A 20,092-nucleotide genomic window follows, 5' to 3' on the forward strand; every position below is an offset into this window, starting at 1 on the left:
ATGCACGACGTCGCGATCGTCGGACTCGGCCCCACCGGCGCCACGCTGGCCAACCTGCTGGGCGCGGCGGGGCTGTCGGTGGTGGTGCTCGAGCGGGAAGCCGGCGTGTTCCCGCTGCCGCGCGCGATCCACTTCGACGGCGAGGTGCTGCGCATCCTGCAGGGCGCGGGACTGCGCGAGCAGGCCCTGGCCATCGCGCGCCCCGGCGAGCAGGGCATGCACTTCGTCAACGGCGCGGGCGAGACCATGCTGATACGCGGCGGCAGCGCCGCGCTCGGGCCGCACGGCTGCGCCAACAACTACTACTTTCACCAACCCGAGCTCGAGGCCGTGTTGCGCGAAGGCCTGGCGCGCTTTCGCAATGTGCAGGTGCGGCTGCGCAGCGAGGTGACCGGCGTCTCGCAGGACGCGGACGGCGCCACCCTGGCCGTGCGCGAAACCGGCAGCGGCCGGGCGTCCGCCGTGCGCGCGCGCTACGTCATCGGCTGCGACGGCGCGCGCTCGCCGGTGCGACGGCACATGGGCAGCGCGATGCTCGACCTCGGGCTGCGCCAGCCGTGGCTGGTGTTCGACGTGGTGCTCACCCAGCCGGTCGACCTGCCCACGCACACGGTGCAGCACTGCGACCCGGCACGACCCATGACCTATTGCAACGTGGTCGGCGACCGTCGGCGCTGGGAGATCATGGTGCTGCCCGGCGACGACCGCGAAGCGCTGGTGCAGCCCGCATCGTTGTGGCGGCTGGTTGCGCCTTGGGTGCGGCCCGACCAGGCGCGGCTGGAACGCGCGGCCATCTACACCTTCCATTCCGTCATTGCGCAGGGCTGGCGCCACGGCCGGCTGCTGCTGGCGGGCGACGCCTGCCACCAGACGCCGCCCTTCCTCGGCCAGGGCATGTGCGCGGGCATCCGCGACGCGGCCAACCTCGCATGGAAACTCGAAGCGGTGCTGGCGCGTCAGGCCCCCGATGCGCTGCTCGACACGTACGAGTCGGAACGCGCACCGCATGTGCGCGCGCTCATCGATCTGGCGGTGCGGCTGGGCAACATCATCCAGACCACCGACCCGGCGCTGGCCGCCGAGCGCGACGCGAAGTTCCGCGCAGGCCGCCCGGAGATCTTCGAGCTGCCGCCACAGGTGCTGGGCGAAGGCGCCTTCGACGCGCAGCCCGGCTCGCCCGCGGGCCGGCCGTTTCCGCAGCCGCGCCTTTGCGACGGACGGCTGCTCGACGACCTGCTGGGTCGCCGCAGCGCGGTCATCGGCCAACCCGCCGCGCTCGCGGCCGCCGCTCCCGCCACCGTCGAGCGTTGGCGACGCGCCGACGCGATGGTCATCGACCAGCCCGACGCGCCGCTGCGCGACTGGCTCGACGCGCAGGAAGCGCAAGCGGTGATACTGCGGCCCGACCGATATATCGTCGGCGTCGCGCGCACGGGGCTCGATCTGGATCGCATCTCGCAACACCTCCCCGTCGCGCCATGACATCCTGGAGGAAATCGCGTGCCGGAAAAATCCCTGTCCAGCCTGGGCCGCATGCTAGGCGTTCTCGACCTGTTCGACGACACGCACCTGACACGCACGGCGGACGACATCTCGGCCGCGCTCGACGTGTCGCTGCCCACGGGCTACCGCTACGTGCGGCTGCTGCTGGAGGCCGGCCTGCTGCAGCGCGTGGAGGATTCGCACTACGCGCTGGGGCCGCGCATCATCCTGCTCGACCACTACATCCGCAAGGCGGACCCGGTGCTGCGCGAAGGCATTCCGGTGATGCGCGAGCTGGTGGCGGCCACCGGCTTCGACTGCGTCGCTTCGGGCCTGTTCGGCATGCAGGTGCTCGACACGCACCGCGAGATGGGCGGTGCGCCGCCCGCGCTGGCCTACGGACGCGGCAGGCCGCGTCCGCTGTTCCAGGGCGGCGCGCCCAAGGTGCTGCTGGCCACGTTCGCGCCGGCGCAGTTGCGCAAGGTCTTCGACGCCCGCCACGACGAGCTGGTGCGCTGCGGGCTGCCCGCCGAGTGGAGCGAGTTCCGCCGCTACTACGCGGCGATCCGCAAGGCGGGCCACTACATCTCGATCGGCGAGCTCGAGCCGCAGCTCGCGGCCGTCGCCGCGCCGATCCTGAAGGCCGATGGAGGCGCATGGGGCGCCATCTCGCTGGTCTTCGACACCTCGCGCCTGTCGATCGTCGATCTCGACAAGATGGTTCACCTGATCACCGAGGGCGCTTCGCGCATTGGAGGTCGCCTGGCGTAAACCCGTTTCCACAACCACCACGTGCCCTCGCGGGCCTCACGGACAGACCATGAAACTCATCAGCTACCAACACAACGGCATCGACAGCTACGGTGCGGTGACAGGGGAGCGCGCGGACCGCGTTGCCGACCTGCGCGGCATCTTCGGCAGCCGCGCGACGGACCTGAAGGCGCTGATTGCCGCCGGCCTGCTGGACGAAGCCGCCGCCGCCATCGCCAAGGCCGACGCCACGCTCCCGCTGGGCGAAGTGCAGCTGCTGCCCGTGATCCCCAACCCCGGCAAGATCGTTTGCGTGGGACTCAACTACGGCGAGCACGTGCGCGAGACCGGCCGCGAGATCACCGAGAAGCCCACGCTCTTCCTGCGCGTGGCCGAGTCGCAGGTGGCGCACGGCGAAGATATCGTGCTGCCGCCCGAATCGAGCAAGCTCGACTACGAGGGCGAGATCGCCATCGTCATCGGCCGGGGCGGACGGCGCATCGCCGAGGCCGATGCGTGGAACCACATCGCCGGCTACGCCTGCTACAACGACGGCAGCATCCGCGACTGGCAGACCGCGACCCCGCAGTGGACGGCCGGCAAGAACTTCTGGCGCACCGGTGGTTTCGGTCCGTGGATGGTCACGCGCGACGAGATCGCCGACGGCCAGGTCATGACGCTGGTCACGCGGCTCAACGGCCAGGAGATGCAACGCACCACCACCGACAAGCTGATCCACGGCATTCCCCGGCAGATTGCGCACATCTCCGCCTTCATGCCGCTGGCCGCGGGCGACGTGATCGTCACCGGCACGCCCGGCGGCGTGGGCGCCAAGCGCACGCCACCCGTGTGGATGAAGGCGGGAGACAGTGTCGAGGTGGAGGTCGACGCGATCGGCGTATTGCGCAACGGTGTGCGCGTGGAGTGACACGCCCCGCCGGGCAGGAGCCCGGGCCGATCGGTCGCGGCGGCGCAGAAGGTTCGGGCAAAAGATGAAGTAATTCGTTTACAGTCCGCAACATCCGCTCCACGACGCCACCGCCCGAGTGAACCTCAGAAAATCTGCCAACAGTCTGGTTGTTCGCCTGCTCGTGATGGGTCTGCTGATGGCCATGCTGGGGACCGCCGCCAGTTACACCCAGCTCACCCGCTTCCTGCGGGAAGACCTGACCCGGTCGGTGGCGGTGCAGCAGACGGCCCTGGCCGACTACGTGGCGCGCGATGTCGACAACTACCTGGGCGAGCGCCTCTCGTTCCTCGAGCGCCTGGCGGCCACGCTGCCGCCCGAGCTCCTGGCCCGGCCCGAGCGGCTGCGGGCCTGGCTGGAAGAACGCAGCACCCTCAGCGCCCTCTTCCCGGTCGGCCTGAAGGTTGCCGACGCCACCGGCAGGCGTCTCGACGGCGCGGGCCAACTCACAACGGACGATCCGGAATTCGAGGCCGCGCGCCAAGGGCAGCCGGCGCTGGGCCGTGCCCGGGCAGCCGCCTCCGGGCACTCGGTGCTGCCCATGGCCGTGCCGCTGCGTGACGCCGCCGGCCGGGTGAGCGCCGTGCTGCTGGGCACCGCGGACCTTTCGGCCGACGGCCTGCTCGACCACCTGCAGCGCGGGCGCGTGGGCCAGGACGGGGGCATCCTGGTGGTGTCGCCGCGCGACCGGATCTTCGTGGCCTCCACGGACGTCGGCATGTCGCTCACGCCCACCCCGCCCGAGGGCGTGAATCCCCTGCACGACCGGGCCATGGCCGGCTACCGCGGCAGCGGAACGACCCGCAACGCCAGGGGCATCGAGGAAATCTCCGCCATCGCGTCGGTGCCGACCAGCGGCTGGTTCGTGGTGGCGCGGCTGCCGGTGGCGCAGGCATTGGCGCCGGTGGGGCGCATGCAGACCTTCATCCTGCAGCAGCGCGCGCCCGCGGTGGCGGCGGTGCTGGTCGTGATCGGCCTGATCATGGCCTGGCTGCTGCGCCCGCTGCTGCGCGCCGCCGACCAGGCCGACCGGATGACGCGCGGCGAACTCGCGCTCGCACCGCTGCGGGTGGTGCGCAACGACGAGATCGGCCACCTGACCCAGGCATTCAACCGGCTGCTGGCCAAGCTGCAGGACAACCAGGAGGCGCTGGCCCGCCTGGCCCATCACGACACGCTGACCGGCCTGCCCAACCGCAAGCTGCTGGACGACCGGCTCCTGCAGGCGCTGGCGCGCGCCAGGCGGCATTCGCACCGGGTGGCCGTGCTCTATCTCGATCTCGACGGCTTCAAGATGCTCAACGACACCCTCGGCCACGAGGCGGGCGACCAGGCCCTCCGGGAAATCGCGCGCCGGCTGCAGGCGCTGGTGCGCCAGACCGACACGGTGGCGCGCATCGGCGGCGACGAATTCGTGCTGCTGGCCGCCGACATCGAAGGGCCCGCGGACCAGAACGCCCTGGCGCTGGCGCGGCGATGCGTCGAGGCGATCGCCCGGCCGCTGCAGTTGGCGCGGTCACCGATCGTGATCGGCGCGTCGGTCGGCATCGCCCTGGGCAGCGGCGGTGAAACCCCGCAGGACCTGCTGTCCACCGCCGACAAGGCGATGTACCGGGCCAAGCAGAACGGGCGCGGCCACTGTGTCGCGGCCGCTCAGAACGTGTAGCGCGCGCTGACCCGCACGCTGCGCGGCTCCATCGGGTGGATGTGCCGGTCGTTGACGCCGCCGCCGCAGGTGCCGCCCGCCACCTCGCCCGCGGTGCACGAGGCGTAGTAGTACTCGATGTCGTTGCCCTTGCGGCCCGCCAGGTTGAACACGTCGAGCCCCAGCGTCAGGCGCTTGTCGACCGCATAGCGCGCGCCGAAGTTCAGCAGCGTGGCCGCGCGCGAGCGCACGCTGTTCAGCGTGTCGAGCGCGCGCGGGCCCATGTAGCGCAGCCGCAGCGATGCGGTCCAGGGGCCTTCGGCGTAGGTGATGCCGGCCGCCAGCACGCGCTCGACGGCGTTGTCGATGTAGTTGCCCTCGCCTTCGGGCGCCGCGCCCTTGAAGCGGGCGCGCGACACGGCGGCGTCCACCTCCAGGCGCCAGGCGCGGTCGAACTTCCAGCGCAGCGTGGCCTCGAGCCCGCGCCGCGTGCTCGCGCGCCCCGGCTCGGTGGTGCCCGCGTCGCCGACATAGACCAGCTCCGAAGCCAGGCCGAGCTTCCAGAGCGCCACCGTGGCGGTAAGGTCTTCGTCGGGCTGGAAGCGCCAGCCGATCTCCGCCCCGCGGCCCTTCACCAGCGCAGGCACGCGGTCGGCCGGCAGGCCGCTGCGCGGGTCGGCGGCGATGACGGCGCCGCGCACGTCGTTGCTGTGGAAGCCCACGCCCGCGTTCAGATAGAACTCGTGCGCCGGCGTGGGAGAGAAGGCCAGGCCGAACTTGGGGCTCAGCTGCGAATCGTGGCCCTTGCCGCTGTTGAGCGGGCCATACACCGGCTCTCGGCCCTGCACGTTGTAGCGCAGCGCGTCGCCGCGCAGGCCCACGTAGCCGCGCCACCGGTCGCTGAAGTTGACGAGCTGCTGCCCATACACGGAGAACAGGTCCTGCGAGACCTTGTCGTTGCGCACGGTGCCCAGGCGCTGGCGCGCCTCGGTGTCGTAGAGGCCGACCTCGCCGATGCGGTCGCCGCGCCACTGCGCGCCGAAGCTCAGCAGTCCGTCGAGCCCCGCGATCTTGTTGACCATCGCGTGCGAGCCCTGCGCGCCGAAGATGCGGCGGCGGTCGGTCTGCTCGAACTGGTCGCCGTTGACCGGGTTGTTGAGGAAGTAGGTGAAATCGGAGAACAGGTCGAAGCGGTAGTCGATGGCGTAGGCGCTGAACTCGGTGTCGCCGCCCGGGCCCTTGTCGAACCACTTACCCGACAGGCTGAAGCGCTGGGTCTTGCCGCCGTCGGTCGGGTTCAGGCTGCCGAAGCGCGGCAGCTCGCCGCTGTCGATCAGCCGCTCGGGCACCTGGTCGGTCGAGGTCCATTGGCTCTTGTAGGCCATGGCGGTGACGCTGAAGCCGCGCGTCTGCGAGCCCTGCGAATAGCGCAGCACGGCGTTGGTCTTCCTGAGGTTCTCGGGCACGTTCCAGGGGCCGTTGTTGCCTTCGAGTTCGATGGCGCCGAGCCAGGTCTGGTCCTGCACGGTGCGCGAGCCCGCGGCCAGCAGGCGGCGAAAGTCGTGCGAGCCCACGGTCACTTCGGCAAAGGGCGATTCGAGCGCGCTGAAATAGTCGAGCGACGCGCTGCCCGCGAGCGAGAAGTCGCCGCTCTGCGCGAAGTAGGGTCCCTTGCGGTAGCGCACGCCCGACACCAGCTCGGGAATCAGGAAGTTGAGGTCGGCATACCCCTGGCCATGGCCGTGCGTGGGCATGTTGACCGGCATGCCGTCGACCGTCACCGCGAAGTCGGTGCCGTGGTCGAGGTTGAAGCCGCGCAGGAAGTACTGGTTGGCCTTGCCGTCACCTGAATGCTGCGTGGCGACCACGCCGGGCACCGCCTCGACGATGTCGCCGGGCCGCAGCTTGGGCCTGGACTGGAACGACTCGCGCTCCACCGCGCCCTCGCTCGCACTGTCGGCCGTGCCGATGGCTGCATCGCGCGGGCCGACGATCTGGATTTCCGGCAGATGGCTCTGCTGTTGCGCGCAGGCCGCCGCGCTGCCGAACAGCGCGCCGAGCAGCCACGGCCGCGGGAGGCGCGAAGCCGCGCGAGATGAGAAGTTCATGAATGCCCTTGTCTCCGACCGATGTTGTTGCACGCAAGCACATCGGTTACGCGGCGAAACCCTTGCTGGATTCGTCGGCGGGCGGCAGCCGCAGGTGTTTCTTCAGCGTCTCGAACACCTGCCGCGTGACCGGGTTCACGACGTGGCTGCGCACGTAAAGGTGGTAGGCCAGGTCGGGCAGGCGCGGCATGCCGTCGCCCGCGCCCAGCACGCGCAGGCCCGCGTCGAGCTGCTCCACGCCGCGTGCCGTCACCCCCAGCCCCGCGCGCAGCGCGGCCTTGATGCCGATCAGGCTCGACGAGGTGTAGCGCGGCGTCCAGGCCACGCCTGCCGCGTCGAGCGCCTCATGGCCGATGCGCCGGAAGATGCTCGGTCCGTCGGCCATGATGAGCGGCACCGGCTTGGCCGGGTCGTGCACATAGCTCGCGGCGCACAGCCACACGGTGGGCGAGTTGCGCAGCACCACGCCTTCGAACTGCGACTGCTCGTCCGCGCGGTTGGAGATGATCATGTCCACCTCGCCGCTCTTGAGCGAGGTCATGAGGTAGGGGCTGCGGCCGATGTGGATGTCCAGCTGCAGCAGCGGCGAGGTGCGCGCCACCTCGGTCAGCAGCAGCGGCAGCATGGTCTCGGCCACGTCGTGCGGCGCGCCGATGCGCAGGTTGCCTTCCAGCTGGCCCTGGCGCAGGCTGCGCAGCGCTTCGTCGTTCAGCGCCAGCATGTGGTGCGCGTAGGTGAGCAGCCGCTCGCCGTGCTCCGTCAGCCGCTTCTGGCGCCCCTGCTTCACGAACAGCGGATGGCCGATCTGCTCTTCGAGCCGCTGCATCTGCTGCGTCACGGCCGACTGCGTGCGCTCCAGGTGGACGGCCGCCGCCGCGAAGCTGTGGTGGCTGACCACGGCGGCGAAGGAGCGCAGGAGTTCAAGGTCGAGCGTGGGCATGCATCAATTTTATTAATGTGTTTCTTGCGCCGCCTGGATTGTTGCGTCACGCCGCCGTCACTACAGTGAATGCACACCAAACAGGCAACCCCACTGGAGAAACCGAATGAGCACCCCGTCCGAGCAACGCAAGAAGGCCGTCGCCGCGTCCATCGCCACCATGAAGAAAGCCATCGGCGGCGCTGAAGCGACCCGGGAAACGCTCGACACGGTCCTTGCCTCCCTGCAGGACCTGGCCGCGCACGCCGAGTACTGGGGCGCCGCCGACTTTCCGGCGCCCGAGGCCGGCGAGCACCAGGCGCGCTACCTCATTGCCGAGGACCCGGACCAGAGCTATGCGCTCTACCTGAACGTCATGCGCCCGGGCAAGAAGATCGTGCCGCACAACCACACCACCTGGGCCTGCATCGCGGCCGTGGAAGGCACCGAGCACAACCGCGTGTACGCGCGCACCGACGACGGCAGCGTGCCCGGCGTGGGCAAGCTCGAGGAAACCGCGCTCGTGGTGGTGGCGCCGGGCCGGGGCATCGCGCTGATGCCCGAGGACATCCATTCGGTGGAGATCCAGGGCGAGCAGGTGATCCGCCACCTGCACATGTACGGCCGCGCACTGGAAACGCTGAACAGCCGCACCGCCTACGACCTGGCGGCGGGCACGTACCAGACCATGGGCATCGGCGTGCAGACGCGCCGCTGAGGCGCCCCCTCCAACCTTCTTTTTTCTTCATGCGGGCCGCGCACAACGCCCCCGCAGGACCTCGTTCGTCCCAACGACTTGCCCCCATGACCTCCTTCATCGACCCGAAGACCCTCAAGACCTGGCTGCACGACGGCCGCGAGATCGCGCTGCTCGACGTGCGCGAGCACGGCCAGTACGGCGAGGCGCACCTGTTCTACGGCATTCCCCTGCCCTTCAGCCGGCTGGAGGTCGACGCGCCGCGCCTGGTGCCGCGCCGCGGCGTCCGCGTGGTGGTCTACGACGAAGGCGACACCGACGTGGCCGAGCGCGCCGCCGCACGACTGGCCGCGCTGGGCTACGGCGCCGTGCATGTGCTGCAGGGTGGCGCCCGTGCCTGGAAGGCCGCGGGCCATGTGCTCTTCGCGGGCGTCAACCTGCCCTCCAAGACCTTCGGCGAGCTTGCAGAGGAGGCCTATCACACGCCGCGCATCAGCGCCGGCCAGCTCGCCGAGATGCTGGCGCGCAAGGACAAGGTGGTGGTACTCGACGGCCGCCCCGTCAGCGAGTTCCACAAGATGAACATCCCCGGCGCCACCTGCTGCCCCAACGGCGAGCTGGCCTACCGCGTGCGCCAGCTGGTGCCCGACACCACCACGCCCATCGTCATCAACTGCGCGGGCCGCACCCGCAGCATCATCGGCGCGCAGACGCTCATCAACCTGGGCCTGCCGAACCCGGTCTACGCGCTGGAGAACGGCACGCAGGGCTGGTACCTCGGCGACCATGTGCTGGAGCACGGCGGCACGCGCCGCTATGCCGACGACAGCGGCAACACCGACCTGCGCCCCGCGGCCCAGGCGCTGGCCGCCCGCTTCGGCGTGCCCAGCGTGAATGCGCAGACCGTGCGCGAGTGGGCCGGCGATGCGCAGCGCAGCCTGTTCCTGTGCGACGTGCGCACGCCCGAGGAATTCGCGGCCGGCAGCCTGCCCGGCGCGCAGCACACGCCCGGCGGCCAGCTGATGCAGGCCGGCGACCAGTATTTCGGCGTGCGCCACGCGCGCCTCGTGCTGTTCGACGACGACGGCGTGCGCGCACCGACCGTCGCGAGCTGGCTGCGCCAGATGGGGCATGACGCGAGCGTGCTCGAAGGCGGGCTGGCAAGCGGACTGTCGCTGGCACCCGCCGACGCGCCGGCCGCGCCTGCGCTGGCCACCATCGACGCGCGGACGCTCGCCGCGCGGCTCGAGCAAGACGACGTCGCGCTGGTCGACCTGCGCGGCAGCATGCAGTTTCGCGCCGGCCACATCCCGCAGGCGCGCTGGTCGATCCGCCCGCGCCTGGCCCGCGACCTCCAGCACGAGCCGCGCCAGATCGTGCTGGTGGCCGACGACGCATCGCTCGCGGCCTGGGCCGCCGCATCCGAACTCGCGGGCCGCGCTCCCGCGCCGCTGCTGCTCGCAGGCGGCATGGCCGCATGGCGCGCCGCCGGCCTGCCGGTCGAGGCCACGCCCGCGCTGCCCGCAGACGCGGACTGCATCGACTACCTGTTCTTCGTGCACGACCGCCACGACGGCAACAAGGAAGCCGCGCGCCGCTACCTCGCATGGGAGACCGGCCTCGTCGCGCAGCTCGATGCGCAGGAGCGCGCCGCCTTCCGGCTGCCACCCGCCGCCGCGCCGCACGCCCAGGGCTGACGCCCGCCTTTCCCCGCCGCCCTTTCTGTTCGTCCTTGTCCGTTCCTATTCCAGGAGTCCTGTCATGTCGTTCGCCAGCCGCATCCCGCATCTTGTCCGTCTCGCCGGTATCACGGCGCTTGCCGCCTGGCTCGCGGCATCCGCCCTGCAGCCCGCTGCCGCTGCAGCCGAAACGCTGGCGCCGCGCAACGGGTTTCCGTCGCAGACGATCCGCTTCGTCTCGCCGTTCCCGCCCGGCGGCGGCAACGACGCGACGGCGCGCCTGGTGACCACGCGCCTGCCGGAAGTCATGGGCCAGGCCGCGGTGGTCGACAACCGCGGCGGCGCGGGCGGCAACATCGGCGCCAAGGCCGTCGCCGAGGCCAGGCCCGACGGCTACACCGTGCTCACCTCGCAGGTGTCGATCATGGCGGTGAACCCCTCGCTCTACGCATCGCCCGGTTTCGACCCGATCAAGAATTTCATCCCGATCACGCAGATCAACGCCGCGCCGCTCGCGCTCGTGGTGGACGCCAACTCGCCGCTCAAGAGCTTTGCCGACCTCGCCGCCAAGGCCAAGGCCAGCCCCGGCAAGGTGACCTACGCCACGCCCGGCAACGGCACCCTGTCGCACCTCGTCGGCGTGGTGCTGTCGAAGGACAACGGCATCGCCATGACCCACGTGCCCTACAAGGGCGCCGGCCCGGCCCTGACCGACCTGCTCGGCGGACAGGTCGACATCCTGGTCACCTCCACCTCGTCGGTGGCGGGGATGGTGCAGAACGGCAAGCTGCGCGTGCTGGCCGTCACCAGCCCGCGCCGCATCGGCGTGTTCGCCAAGGCGCCAACGCTGGAAGAACTGGGCTACGCCGGCGCGCGCTTCGAGGACTGGTACGGCTTCTTCGCCCCGGCCGGCACGCCGCCCGAACGCGTGGCCTACCTGAACGAAGCCATCGTGCGCACCCTGCACCTGCCCGAAGTGGCCAAGCTCGTCACCGACGGCGGCAGCGAGGTGGTGGCCAGCACGCCCGAAGCCTTCGCGGCGCAGCTGCGCCAGGACATCGAACGCTGGTCGCGCATCGTCAAGCTTTCCGGTGCCAAAGCGGATTGACGCAACATAGCGGCCTGCCGCCCACTTTCGCCCTTCATCGAACCATGTCCGCATCGCACCACGACGACCCCGCCGGCCAGTCCCTCGACACCCGGCTCACGCGCACCGGCAAGACGCCTTCGTATGCCGGCGGCGCCCCCGTCAACACGCCGCTGGTGCGCGCCAGCACCGTGCTGTTCGACAGCGTGGGCGCGATGCGCGACGCCCGCGCGCGGCGCGACGAGGAACGCGTCTTCAGCTACGGCGCGCGCGGCACCCCCACCACCTTCGCGCTCGAAGACGCGGTGAGCGAACTCGAAGGCGCCTACCGCACGCGGCTCTTTCCCACGGGCCTTGCCGCCATCGGCATGGTGCTGCTGTCGTACCTGAAGCCGGGCGACCACGTGCTCATGTCGGACAGCGTGTACGAGCCCACGCGCAACCTCGTGACTTTGTTCCTCGCGCCCTACGGCATCCGCAGCAGCTTCTTCGCGGCGGACGGCAGCGGCATCGAGGAACTGTTCGAAGCCGATACCCGGCTGGTGTACGCCGAATGCCCCGGCTCGCTGGTCTACGAGATGTGCGACCTGCCCCGGCTCGCGGCGCTGGCCCATGCGCGCGGCGCGCTGCTGGCGGCGGACAACACCTGGGGGTCGGGCCTGCAGTACCGCCCGCTCGCGCTGGGCGCGGACATCTCGACGATGGCCGCGACCAAGTACCTCGGCGGCCACTCCGACGTGATGATGGGCACGGTCGCGACCACCGAGGCCGCATGGCGCCCGCTCAACGAGCGCTGCGACGCCTTCGGCATGACCGTGAGCCCCGACGACGCATGGCTGGTGCTGCGCGGCATGCGCACGCTGTCGGCGCGGCTGCAGGTGCACGAGCGCCATGCGCTCGACGTGGCGCACTGGCTCGAGGCCAGGCCCGAGGTGGCGACGGTGTTCTGCCCCGCGCTGCCGCAGCACCCGGGGCACCACCTCTGGAAGCGCGACTGCAAGGGCACCAACGGGCTGCTGTCGATCGAACTGCAGCCGGGCATCGGCAACGCGGCGGTCGAGCGCTTCGTCGATGCGCTCACGCTCTTCGGGCGCGGCTCTTCATGGGGCGGCTACGAGAGCCTCGTGGCCTGGACCAACATGCGCGCGGCACGCAGCGTGACCGACTGGAGCGGGCGCGGCGCGGTCGTGCGGCTGCACATCGGGCTGGAGTCGCCGGCCGACCTCACGGCCGACCTGGCGCGCGGCTTCGCGGCGCTGAACGCGCAAGCCCCCGGCTGATCGCCCGTTGCGCGGCTACTTCGCAGCCGCCGCGGCGCCTTCGGGCCAGCGCTGCGGCACCCGGCGCAGGTTGTCCGTCGAATAGCCCAGCGTCTTCAGCCGCGAGACCGCCGCCTCGTACACCGGCTCGGGAATGGTCGGCGTGCGCGCCATGATCCAGGCGTAGTCGCGATCGCTCCTGCCGATGATCGTGAGCTGGTAGTCCCTGTCGACATCGACGATCACGTACTCGGCCTTCACCGGCCAGATGAACTGCATGCCCCACACCGCGTTGCCGGTGCCCGGCACCACGCTGCCGACCGGGTTCATCGTCTTCAGCGGGCCGTCGAACGCGCCTTCGCGGTAGCGAAAACGCGTGTCGATGCGCCCGTCCGGCTGCAGCGTGTACGACTCCACCGCGTTGAAGGCATTGCGCTCCGGCCGCGTCGGGATGTTGCCGATCACGTACCAGTCGCCCATGAAACGCTGCAGGTCGACCTGCTTGACCGGCGGGATCGTGGGCGGCGAGACCGCGCAGCCCGCAATGAGCAAGGCCACCGCCGCGCCCGCGGCGATGAGAACGGGCGGGCTGGCCAGGAAAGTTCGCAGGGATCGCTTCATCGTGCCTCCACAGGGGGGAATCGGAGCGCGAAGCGTACCGGCCCCGCGGGGCATCTCGCGTCGGACGGCGCCTTGCCTGACCTGCCTACTTAGCGCCCCAGGTGCCTGTCGAAGAAGCGTGCGATGTCGCCGAACGCCTCGCGCGTTTCCGGCGCGTTCGCATCGATGCCGTATTGCGCGTGCGACTGCCCTTCGTACACGTTGAGCTCGGCCTCGACACCGGCGCGCCGCAGCTTGCGGTGCGTGCGCACGGTGTTCGACAGGAACAGGTCGCGCGTGCCGGTGGTCAGGATCGCGGGCGGAAAGCCCTTGAAGTCGCCGTAGATGGGCGAAAGCTGCGGGTCCTTGAGGTCGCGGCCGTTGGCGTAGAGCAGCGCGGCCCGGCCGAGCCAGCCGTCCCAGGTGACGAGGATGTTGTCGATCCATTCGTTGGTCTGGTAGGTGTCCCCGATCTTCGCGATGTCGGACCACGGCGTGCCCGGCGCGATGGCGCCGGGCAGCGGCACGCGCTCGGCCTTGGCGCGCAGCACCAGCGCGAGCGTCATCGCGCCGCCGGTGGACGTGCCGAACACCGCCATGTTCTGCGGCTTGTTGGTCTTGAGCAGCTCCTTCCAGACGGCCATGGCGTCGTCCATGGCCGCGGGGTAGGGATGGTCCGGCGGCATGCGGTAGTCGACCGAGACCACCTTGTAGCCGCCGAAGCCGGCCAGCAGCATGGCCTCGGGCAGCGCGGATTCGCCGGGGCCGAACACATAGCCGCCGCCATGCACATGCATCAGCAGCCGCTTCTCGTTGCCCGGCGCGATCCTGTTGGGCGTGACGACGAAGGCGTTCACGCCCGCGATCTTCACGGACTGCACGGACACGCCGAGCTTTTCCTTCAAAGCCGGAATCGCGGCGATCACCGGCGCGGCACGGCGGTTGACCAGCTCCTTCCACTCGGCCGCGTTGCGCGGCGCCGCATTGAAGTGCGACGGATACGGACCCGCGATCAGCGCCTGCATCTGCGGGCTGACCTCGTTGACCGGCACCGGGCTGACCTGCGCCGGCGAGCGCCGCGCACCGGGCTGGGCGTTGGCGGCGGCCTGCGCGGTGGCCTTGTCGGCATAGGTCTGCGGGGTTTGCGCGCACGCGGCGAGCACGAGGGCCGCGAGCAGCGCTGCGACACGTGGAATGGCGACGTTCATCGGTTTGGGCTCCTGTGTTGTCGCGCCATGCTCTCACCGCCCTTGCGCCACTGGCCTCCGTTGAAACCCGCCTGTGCGTACGCACAGGAGACAAGCGTGCTACAGCGGCGAAATCCCCGCACTCTTCATCATCCGCCCCGTCAGGTCGATCTCGCTGCGGATCACCTGCAGGTAGTCCTGCGGCGTCGACGGCATGACCTGGCTGCCCAGCTCCGTCAGCGCGGCGATCACCTTCGGCTCCCTGAGCAGGCCGCTGAACACTTCGTAGATGCGGTTCGCGATCGCGTCGGGCGTGCCGGCCGGCAGCGAGAGGCCGCCCCACGACGTGAGCTCGACGCCCTGCAGTCCCTGCTCGGCGAGCGTGCGCACCTCGGGCAGCGCGGGGTTGCGCTTCGCGCCCGCCACGCCCAGCGCCTTGAGCTTGCCGCCTTTGACGTGCGGATACGCCACCGCGAAGATGGGCATGCCGAAGCTCACCTGGTTGCCCAGCACCGCGTTCACCAGTTCCGACGCGCCCTTGTACGGCACATGCGTGGCGGTGATGCCCGCCGCATGCAGAAAGAGCTCCACGCCCAGGTGCGAGGGCGTACCCACGCCGCCCGAAGCGTAGTCGAGCTTGCCGGGGTTGGCGCGCGCCTTGTCGATCAGCTCCTGCACCGACCCGATGCCCGACGACTCGCCCACGACCAGCAGCACGTCGGACGTGGTGATGCGCATGACGTGGCGAAAGTCCTTCATCACGTCGTAGCCCGGGCTCTTGTACATCCGGACGTTGGCGGCCATGGGCCCGGCCGAGTAGATCCAGGTGTAGCCGTCGGGCGCGGCGCGCGCTACCTGCCGCGCGCCGATGTTGCCGGCTGCGCCGCCCTTGTTCTCGATGATGATCGGCTGGCCCAGCAACGGCCCGGCCGCCTCCGCCAGGATGCGCGCGCCGATGTCGGGGCCGGTGCCGGCCAGGTAGGGCACGACCCACTTGATGGGCCGGCTCGGCCAGTGGTCGGCCGCGTTCGCGGCCGTTGCGGCCAGCGGCAGCAGGGGAATGAAGGGCGAGGTCGCAAGCGCGCGGCACAGCGCGCGCCGCGTGAGATGGGTTTGCACGGTCTTTTGTCTCCTGGGATTTTTTTGTGCGGCGGCTACTTCGCCTCGCCGATGAGTTCGCGCGCGATGATGTTCTTCTGGATCTCGCTGGTGCCGGTCAGCACCCGGTACATGCGCAGCATGCGAAACAGGAACTCCACGCGGCGCCCCTGCACGATGCCTTCGCCACCGTGGATCTGCACCGCCGCATCGGCAATGCGGAACGCGGCTTCGGAGCAGAACAGCTTGGCCATCGAGGCATCGGCACGCGCGTCGCCGCCGGCGTCGAGCTGGCGCGCGGTCGAGATCATCAGCGCGCGTGCCGCGGCCAGCTGCGTGGCCATGTCGGCCAGCGAATGCTGGATGGCCTGGAACTCCGCGATCGGGCGGCCGAACTGGCGGCGCGTGCGGGCGTAGTCGCGCGCGTCCTTCAGCGCCACGGTGGCAAGGCCCACCATGCCGGGGCAATGCAGCAGCCGGTTGACGGCAATGCGGCCCAGTGCCAGCGCAAGCCCCCGGCCGGTCTCGCCGATGAGGTGGGTGGCCGGCACGCGGCAATCGGTCAGCACGATGTCGCCGGTGGTCGACTGGCCGGCCATCGTCTTGTAACCCGACTGCACCTCCACGCCGGGCTGGCCCAGGTCGACGAAGAACGCCGAGACCTCGCGGCGCTCCGGGCTGTCGGAGGTGGAGGCCATCAGCACCGCGTAGTCCGCGAAGGGCGAACCCGAGATGAAGCGCTTGCGGCCGTTGAGCACGAAGACGTCGCCCTCGCGCCGCGCCTGCGTCTGCACGGCGCCGGCGTCGGAGCCGGCCTCGGCTTCGGTCAGCGCGAAGCAGATGGCCTTTTCGGCCTGCGCCACGGGAAGGATGAACTTCGCGAGCTGCATGGGCGAGGCGAAGCGCGCGAGCGCACCCACGCGCGGCGGCCCGCTGAGCTCGCCGAACACATGGGGCGCGAGCGGTGAGCCGCTCGAATAGATCGACTCCTTGATCAGCACATGGTCGAGCAGCGAGAGCCCGAGCCCGCCCATCTGCGCGGGCAGCGTCATGCCGTAGAAGCCGAGTTCGTGCGAGCGGCGCCATACGCGCTGCAGCGTCGCCTTGTCGGGGCTGTGCTCGTGGTCGATGCCCTTCTCATGCACCAGCGCGGCAAGCTCGCCGTTCAGGAAGTCGCCGATGCGGGCGATCAGTTCGGCCGCGCGCGGCGAGCCTTCGAAGGGGCCGTCGAAGAGCGGCGCGCGCACGTCGGCCGCCAAGGTGGGCCCGGGGGTCATGGTTTCGGCATTCATGGTGTTCTCGCTGCTCCTCAGTTCACGCGGCGGTCGTGCCCGGCCCAGTACGGCGTCTGGATGGCCTTGCGCGCGATCTTTCCGTTGGCGTTCTTCTGCAGCGCGTCGACGAACTCGATGCGCCGGGGCCGCTTGAAGCCGGCGAGCCGTTCGGCGCAGAAGGCATCGAGCGCGGCGGCGTCGAGCACGGCGCCGGGCTTGCGCACGATATGCGCCGCCACGGCCTCGCCCCATTTGTCGTCGGGCACGCTGAAAACGCAGGCCTCGTCGACCGCCGCATGCTGGTAGAGCACGGCCTCGACCTCCGACGGGTAGACGTTGAAGCCGCCGCTGATCACCATGTCCTTCTTGCGGTCGACGATGTAGATGTAGCCCTCGTCGTCGGCGCGCGCGAGGTCGCCGGTGTGGTAGCGGCCGTTCTTGAGCACCTCGGCCGTGAGTTCGGGCGCGCGCCAGTACCCCGCGAACACGTCGGCCCCGCCCACCACGATCTCGCCGATCTCGCCCGCCGCCACGGGCCGGCCTTCGTCGTCGCAGATGTCGACCTGCGATTCCAGGAAGGGGCGCCCGCACGAGGCCAGCCGCTCGGGCATCGCGGCGCGCGCGAACAGGTGGTCGTCCACGCTCAGGCCGCACACGCCGGAGGTGGTCTCGCCCGCGCCGTAGCCCTGCGAGAGCACCGGGCCGAACACGTCCATCGCCTGCATGATGCGCGCCGGCGCCATGGGCGCCGCGCCGTAGCCCAGCCGGTGCAGGTCGGGCAGCGGACGGTACTGGCCCTGCACTTCGGCCAGCAGCATGTTGATCATGGTGGGCACCATGAAGGTGTGGGTCACGCGCTCGCGCTTCATCTCGGCGATGAAGCGCGCGGGCTCGAAGCCGGCGAACAGGCGGATCGTCGCGCCGCTGCACAGGGCCGGCACCAGCTGCATGCCCGACGCATGCGTGATCGGCCCGACCAGCCCCAGCAGATCGCCGGGACGTGGGTTGTCGGCGCGCATCAAGAACTTGCGCAATTGCGCGAGCCGGTTGCCGAAGGTCTGCATGGCCGCCTTGAGCACGCCGCTGGAGCCCGAGGTGTAGTGCAGCACCGCGAGTTCGTCCGCATGCACGCGCGCGGCGGCGAAGCTGTCGCTGGCCACCGCCATGCGGCCCTCGTAGGAAGCGGGCGTGTCCTGGCCGGCGTCGAGCAGCAGCAGGCGCGGCGCGGCGCCCTTGAGGTGCGGCAGGAAGCTCTCTGCCCGCTCGGCGGTGGTGACGACCAGCGCAGCCTCGCTGTTGGCGATGACCTCGGCCACCTCGACGGGCGCGAGGCGTGCATTCATCGGCGCCTTCACCAGCGCCGCCTTGTAACAGGCCAGCTCCAGCTCGACGATCTCGATGCAGTTGGGCAGGTAGACACCCACGCGATCGCCGCGCTGCAGGCCCAGGCCGCACAGCGCGTTGGCCAGCCGGTTGGAGCGCTGCTCGAGCTGTTGGTAGGTGACGGCGCGCGACGCGCTCGTGACGGCAAGGCGCCGGGCGTGGATGCGCGCGGCGCGGGATACGAGCGCGCCGACATTGGCGATCTCATGGGCGGCTGGGGGCAGCAAGGTTGTCTCCTTCATGCGCGTGCCACAAGCACGCGGTACGGGCGACTTTCGCCGCAGACGGCGCTGGACAACAAATACCGATTGCTGATGCGCGGCCATCAAAAAAGATGATGGCCAGCCCGAGCCCCCGCGCTCGCGGCTATGGCCCGGCCGTCTTGCCGCGCCGGCCTGGCAGGAACTCGGCCTCCCAGCGGCCGGCGTCGATCAGCGCGCGGGTCTCGTCGACCAGCACCTGCATCACGGCGCGCGTCGCGGGGTCGGGCTCGCGCGCCGAGGAGGTCGCGAGGTAGTAGGTGCGCGCCAGATCCGGCTGCACCACGCGCGCGGCGAGCCAGCCGCCGCCGGCAGGCGGCGCATCGGCCATCGCGCAGGCCGGCGAGAAGGTGAAGCCCGCGCCCGCGAGGTACAGCGAGCGGATGACGCGGGCCGAATCGTGCTCGTGCGCGATGTTGAGTTCCAGCCCCAGGTCGTTCGCCGCCGCCTCCACGCTCGCGCGGATGCTGAAGCGGCGCGACTGCAGCACGAGCGGCAGCCCGGCAGCGCGCGCGAACGGCAGCATGGGGCGCCGCGACGTGGCGGCCTTGCCCCGCCCCTGCTTCTTCCCGCCCGGTGAGGGCAGCGTCATCGCGGCCACTTCGCCGCCGGGGTCGTAGCCGCAGATGAACATCGGCTCGCGCACGAAGGGTGTCACGTCCAGCCCGTTGAGGTACTCGGTATCGACCAGCAGGCCGATGTCCGCGCGACGGTCGACCATGGCCTTGCGCACCATCAGGCTCAGGTCGTCGATGACGAACACGCGGATGCGCGGATGCGTGCGCTTGAGCCGCGCCAGCACGGGGCCGAGCAGCAGCGACGACAGCAGGAACGGCACCGCGACCGTGACCGAGCCCTCCGGCCCCTCGGGCGGACGCTGCAGGCGATCGCGCATCGCGCTCGCATCCGACAGCAGCTTGCGCGCATCCTGGTAGAGCTGCAGGCCGGCGGCCGTGGGCGTGACGCCCGCGTGCGAGCGTTCGAACAGCTGCGTGCCGAGTTCGAGCTCCAGCTTCTTGATCTGCGCCGTCAGCGCGGGCTGCGCAACATAAAGCGCCACGGCGGCGCGCGAGAGACTGCCCGCCTCGAGCACGGCGATGAAGTAGCGCAGGGATCGGAGTTCCATCAACTCCCGATTCTGACCTGAAGGCCAGCCGCCCGCGGCGCGGGCTTCAGCCGCAGGCGCCGCGCCCTGCGGGCGAGCCGCGCAGCCGGTTCAGGAACACCAGCTGCGCCCGCGCGCTCTCGCTGCCCTGCGCCGCCGCGCGACGCATCCATGCGCGCGCCTCGCAGCGGTCGGCCTTCACGGCGGCGCCATAGAGCGTCGGGCCGGTCAGCAGCACCATGCCTAGCATCTCCTGCGCTTGGGCATGGCCTTCGTCGGCGGCCTGCCGCAGCATGTCGAGCATGGTGGCGTAGTCGCGGTCCGACTGCGCTTCGAGGGCCAGCTGGAAGCGCTGCTCGGCATGCAGCTGGGCGCTGGCGTCGGTCGGCTGCGCGGCGCACAACGCGGCCGCGACGCACAGTGCGCCCGACAAGGCAACGCGCCAGCGCAAGGACCAGCTGGCGATCTGGTTGAGTTCGGACGACATCGGCAAGCTCCGCGAATGAGATGGCATGCATCGTCTCGTCGCGGCGCCGACGGGAAAAGCTGGAATTGGCTCAGGCGGCCTCAGCCTTCGCCTGAGCCTGCGGCC

17 protein-coding genes are annotated in these 20,092 nt (G+C 70.5%); 8 read left to right on the top strand and 9 right to left on the bottom strand.

The window, feature by feature from the left end:
• The 4 genes from WIX39_RS30345 to WIX39_RS30360 all read left to right on the top strand — a co-directional run bounded on the left by WIX39_RS30345 (window position 1) and on the right by WIX39_RS30360 (window position 4,865).
• Window positions 1-1,482, top strand: coding sequence for a bifunctional 3-(3-hydroxy-phenyl)propionate/3-hydroxycinnamic acid hydroxylase (locus WIX39_RS30345; protein ID WP_409196800.1), 1,482 nt, complete (start codon window positions 1-3; stop codon window positions 1,480-1,482).
• 18 nt (window positions 1,483-1,500) lie between these two features.
• Window positions 1,501-2,253 carry an IclR family transcriptional regulator gene (locus WIX39_RS30350; RefSeq protein ID WP_234383163.1) on the top strand — a complete coding sequence of 251 codons (753 nt, stop codon included), beginning with the start codon at window positions 1,501-1,503 and terminating at the stop codon, window positions 2,251-2,253.
• A gap of 49 nt (window positions 2,254-2,302) precedes the next feature.
• Window positions 2,303-3,160 carry a fumarylacetoacetate hydrolase family protein gene (locus WIX39_RS30355; protein WP_409196801.1) on the top strand — a complete coding sequence of 286 codons (858 nt, stop codon included), beginning with the start codon at window positions 2,303-2,305 and terminating at the stop codon, window positions 3,158-3,160.
• Window positions 3,161-3,278: 118 nt separating this feature from the next.
• Window positions 3,279-4,865 (top strand): diguanylate cyclase domain-containing protein, encoded by a 1,587-nt coding sequence (locus WIX39_RS30360; RefSeq protein WP_409196802.1) that lies wholly within the window; start codon window positions 3,279-3,281, stop codon window positions 4,863-4,865.
• Here WIX39_RS30360 and WIX39_RS30365 read toward each other — a convergent pair.
• Window positions 4,853-6,952 carry a TonB-dependent receptor gene (locus WIX39_RS30365; RefSeq protein ID WP_409196803.1) on the bottom strand — a complete coding sequence of 700 codons (2,100 nt, stop codon included), beginning with the start codon at window positions 6,950-6,952 and terminating at the stop codon, window positions 4,853-4,855. The two genes, WIX39_RS30360 and WIX39_RS30365, sit on opposite strands and share 13 nt — an antisense overlap.
• A gap of 46 nt (window positions 6,953-6,998) precedes the next feature.
• Window positions 6,999-7,892, bottom strand: a complete 894-nt coding sequence (locus WIX39_RS30370; RefSeq protein WP_285413701.1) for a LysR substrate-binding domain-containing protein — start codon at window positions 7,890-7,892, stop codon at window positions 6,999-7,001.
• A 106-nt stretch (window positions 7,893-7,998) separates the two neighbouring features.
• Here WIX39_RS30370 and WIX39_RS30375 point away from each other — a divergent pair, with 106 nt between their 5' ends.
• The 4 genes from WIX39_RS30375 to metC all read left to right on the top strand — a co-directional run bounded on the left by WIX39_RS30375 (window position 7,999) and on the right by metC (window position 12,614).
• Window positions 7,999-8,589 (top strand): hypothetical protein, encoded by a 591-nt coding sequence (locus WIX39_RS30375; protein WP_409196804.1) that lies wholly within the window; start codon window positions 7,999-8,001, stop codon window positions 8,587-8,589.
• An 86-nt stretch (window positions 8,590-8,675) separates the two neighbouring features.
• Window positions 8,676-10,265, top strand: coding sequence for a rhodanese-like domain-containing protein (locus WIX39_RS30380; protein ID WP_409196805.1), 1,590 nt, complete (start codon window positions 8,676-8,678; stop codon window positions 10,263-10,265).
• 64 nt (window positions 10,266-10,329) lie between these two features.
• The gene (locus WIX39_RS30385; protein ID WP_409196806.1) at window positions 10,330-11,355 is read left to right on the top strand and encodes a Bug family tripartite tricarboxylate transporter substrate binding protein; all 1,026 of its coding nucleotides are present in this window, start codon (window positions 10,330-10,332) and stop codon (window positions 11,353-11,355) included.
• 44 nt (window positions 11,356-11,399) lie between these two features.
• Window positions 11,400-12,614: a cystathionine beta-lyase gene (gene metC, locus WIX39_RS30390; RefSeq protein ID WP_409196807.1), complete on the top strand. Its 1,215-nt coding sequence runs from the start codon at window positions 11,400-11,402 to the stop codon at window positions 12,612-12,614.
• A gap of 15 nt (window positions 12,615-12,629) precedes the next feature.
• On the opposite strand, the gene WIX39_RS30395 is transcribed toward metC, so the two are convergent.
• The 7 genes from WIX39_RS30395 to WIX39_RS30425 form a co-directional block, all read right to left on the bottom strand.
• Window positions 12,630-13,214 carry a lipocalin family protein gene (locus WIX39_RS30395; RefSeq protein WP_409196808.1) on the bottom strand — a complete coding sequence of 195 codons (585 nt, stop codon included), beginning with the start codon at window positions 13,212-13,214 and terminating at the stop codon, window positions 12,630-12,632.
• Window positions 13,215-13,303: 89 nt separating this feature from the next.
• The gene (locus WIX39_RS30400) at window positions 13,304-14,401 is read right to left on the bottom strand and encodes an alpha/beta hydrolase (RefSeq protein ID WP_285413705.1); all 1,098 of its coding nucleotides are present in this window, start codon (window positions 14,399-14,401) and stop codon (window positions 13,304-13,306) included.
• A 99-nt stretch (window positions 14,402-14,500) separates the two neighbouring features.
• Complete coding sequence (locus WIX39_RS30405; protein WP_409196809.1) at window positions 14,501-15,499, bottom strand: Bug family tripartite tricarboxylate transporter substrate binding protein; 999 nt, start codon at window positions 15,497-15,499, stop codon at window positions 14,501-14,503.
• Between the two features lie 35 nt (window positions 15,500-15,534).
• Window positions 15,535-16,770 carry an acyl-CoA dehydrogenase family protein gene (locus WIX39_RS30410; RefSeq protein WP_081269280.1) on the bottom strand — a complete coding sequence of 412 codons (1,236 nt, stop codon included), beginning with the start codon at window positions 16,768-16,770 and terminating at the stop codon, window positions 15,535-15,537.
• Window positions 16,771-16,787: 17 nt separating this feature from the next.
• On the bottom strand, window positions 16,788-18,377 hold the full coding sequence (locus WIX39_RS30415) for an AMP-binding protein (RefSeq protein ID WP_409196810.1): 1,590 nt from the start codon (window positions 18,375-18,377) through the stop codon (window positions 16,788-16,790).
• Between the two features lie 124 nt (window positions 18,378-18,501).
• Complete coding sequence (locus WIX39_RS30420) at window positions 18,502-19,521, bottom strand: LysR family transcriptional regulator (RefSeq protein ID WP_081269278.1); 1,020 nt, start codon at window positions 19,519-19,521, stop codon at window positions 18,502-18,504.
• Window positions 19,522-19,567: 46 nt separating this feature from the next.
• The gene (locus WIX39_RS30425; RefSeq protein WP_409196811.1) at window positions 19,568-19,987 is read right to left on the bottom strand and encodes a sel1 repeat family protein; all 420 of its coding nucleotides are present in this window, start codon (window positions 19,985-19,987) and stop codon (window positions 19,568-19,570) included.
• Window positions 19,988-20,092 lie beyond the last annotated feature (105 nt).

It is taken from the genome of Variovorax sp. AB1(2024) (genome assembly GCF_037482385.2).
Lineage (GTDB): Bacteria > Pseudomonadota > Gammaproteobacteria > Burkholderiales > Burkholderiaceae_C > Variovorax.

Excerpts from the sequence above, each read along its gene's own strand:
- WIX39_RS30410 (WP_081269280.1), bottom strand. The coding sequence starts at position 16,770 with ATGAATGCCGAAACCATGACCCCCGGGCCCACCTTGGCGGCCGACGTG.
- metC (WP_409196807.1), top strand. The coding sequence starts at position 11,400 with ATGTCCGCATCGCACCACGACGACCCCGCCGGCCAGTCCCTCGACACC.
- WIX39_RS30365 (WP_409196803.1), bottom strand. The coding sequence starts at position 6,952 with ATGAACTTCTCATCTCGCGCGGCTTCGCGCCTCCCGCGGCCGTGGCTG.
- WIX39_RS30425 (WP_409196811.1), bottom strand. The coding sequence starts at position 19,987 with ATGTCGTCCGAACTCAACCAGATCGCCAGCTGGTCCTTGCGCTGGCGC.
- WIX39_RS30415 (WP_409196810.1), bottom strand. The coding sequence starts at position 18,377 with ATGAAGGAGACAACCTTGCTGCCCCCAGCCGCCCATGAGATCGCCAAT.
- WIX39_RS30355 (WP_409196801.1), top strand. The coding sequence starts at position 2,303 with ATGAAACTCATCAGCTACCAACACAACGGCATCGACAGCTACGGTGCG.
- WIX39_RS30385 (WP_409196806.1), top strand. The coding sequence starts at position 10,330 with ATGTCGTTCGCCAGCCGCATCCCGCATCTTGTCCGTCTCGCCGGTATC.
- WIX39_RS30380 (WP_409196805.1), top strand. The coding sequence starts at position 8,676 with ATGACCTCCTTCATCGACCCGAAGACCCTCAAGACCTGGCTGCACGAC.
- WIX39_RS30375 (WP_409196804.1), top strand. The coding sequence starts at position 7,999 with ATGAGCACCCCGTCCGAGCAACGCAAGAAGGCCGTCGCCGCGTCCATC.
- WIX39_RS30395 (WP_409196808.1), bottom strand. The coding sequence starts at position 13,214 with ATGAAGCGATCCCTGCGAACTTTCCTGGCCAGCCCGCCCGTTCTCATC.
- WIX39_RS30420 (WP_081269278.1), bottom strand. The coding sequence starts at position 19,521 with ATGGAACTCCGATCCCTGCGCTACTTCATCGCCGTGCTCGAGGCGGGC.
- WIX39_RS30370 (WP_285413701.1), bottom strand. The coding sequence starts at position 7,892 with ATGCCCACGCTCGACCTTGAACTCCTGCGCTCCTTCGCCGCCGTGGTC.
- WIX39_RS30345 (WP_409196800.1), top strand. The coding sequence starts at position 1 with ATGCACGACGTCGCGATCGTCGGACTCGGCCCCACCGGCGCCACGCTG.
- WIX39_RS30400 (WP_285413705.1), bottom strand. The coding sequence starts at position 14,401 with ATGAACGTCGCCATTCCACGTGTCGCAGCGCTGCTCGCGGCCCTCGTG.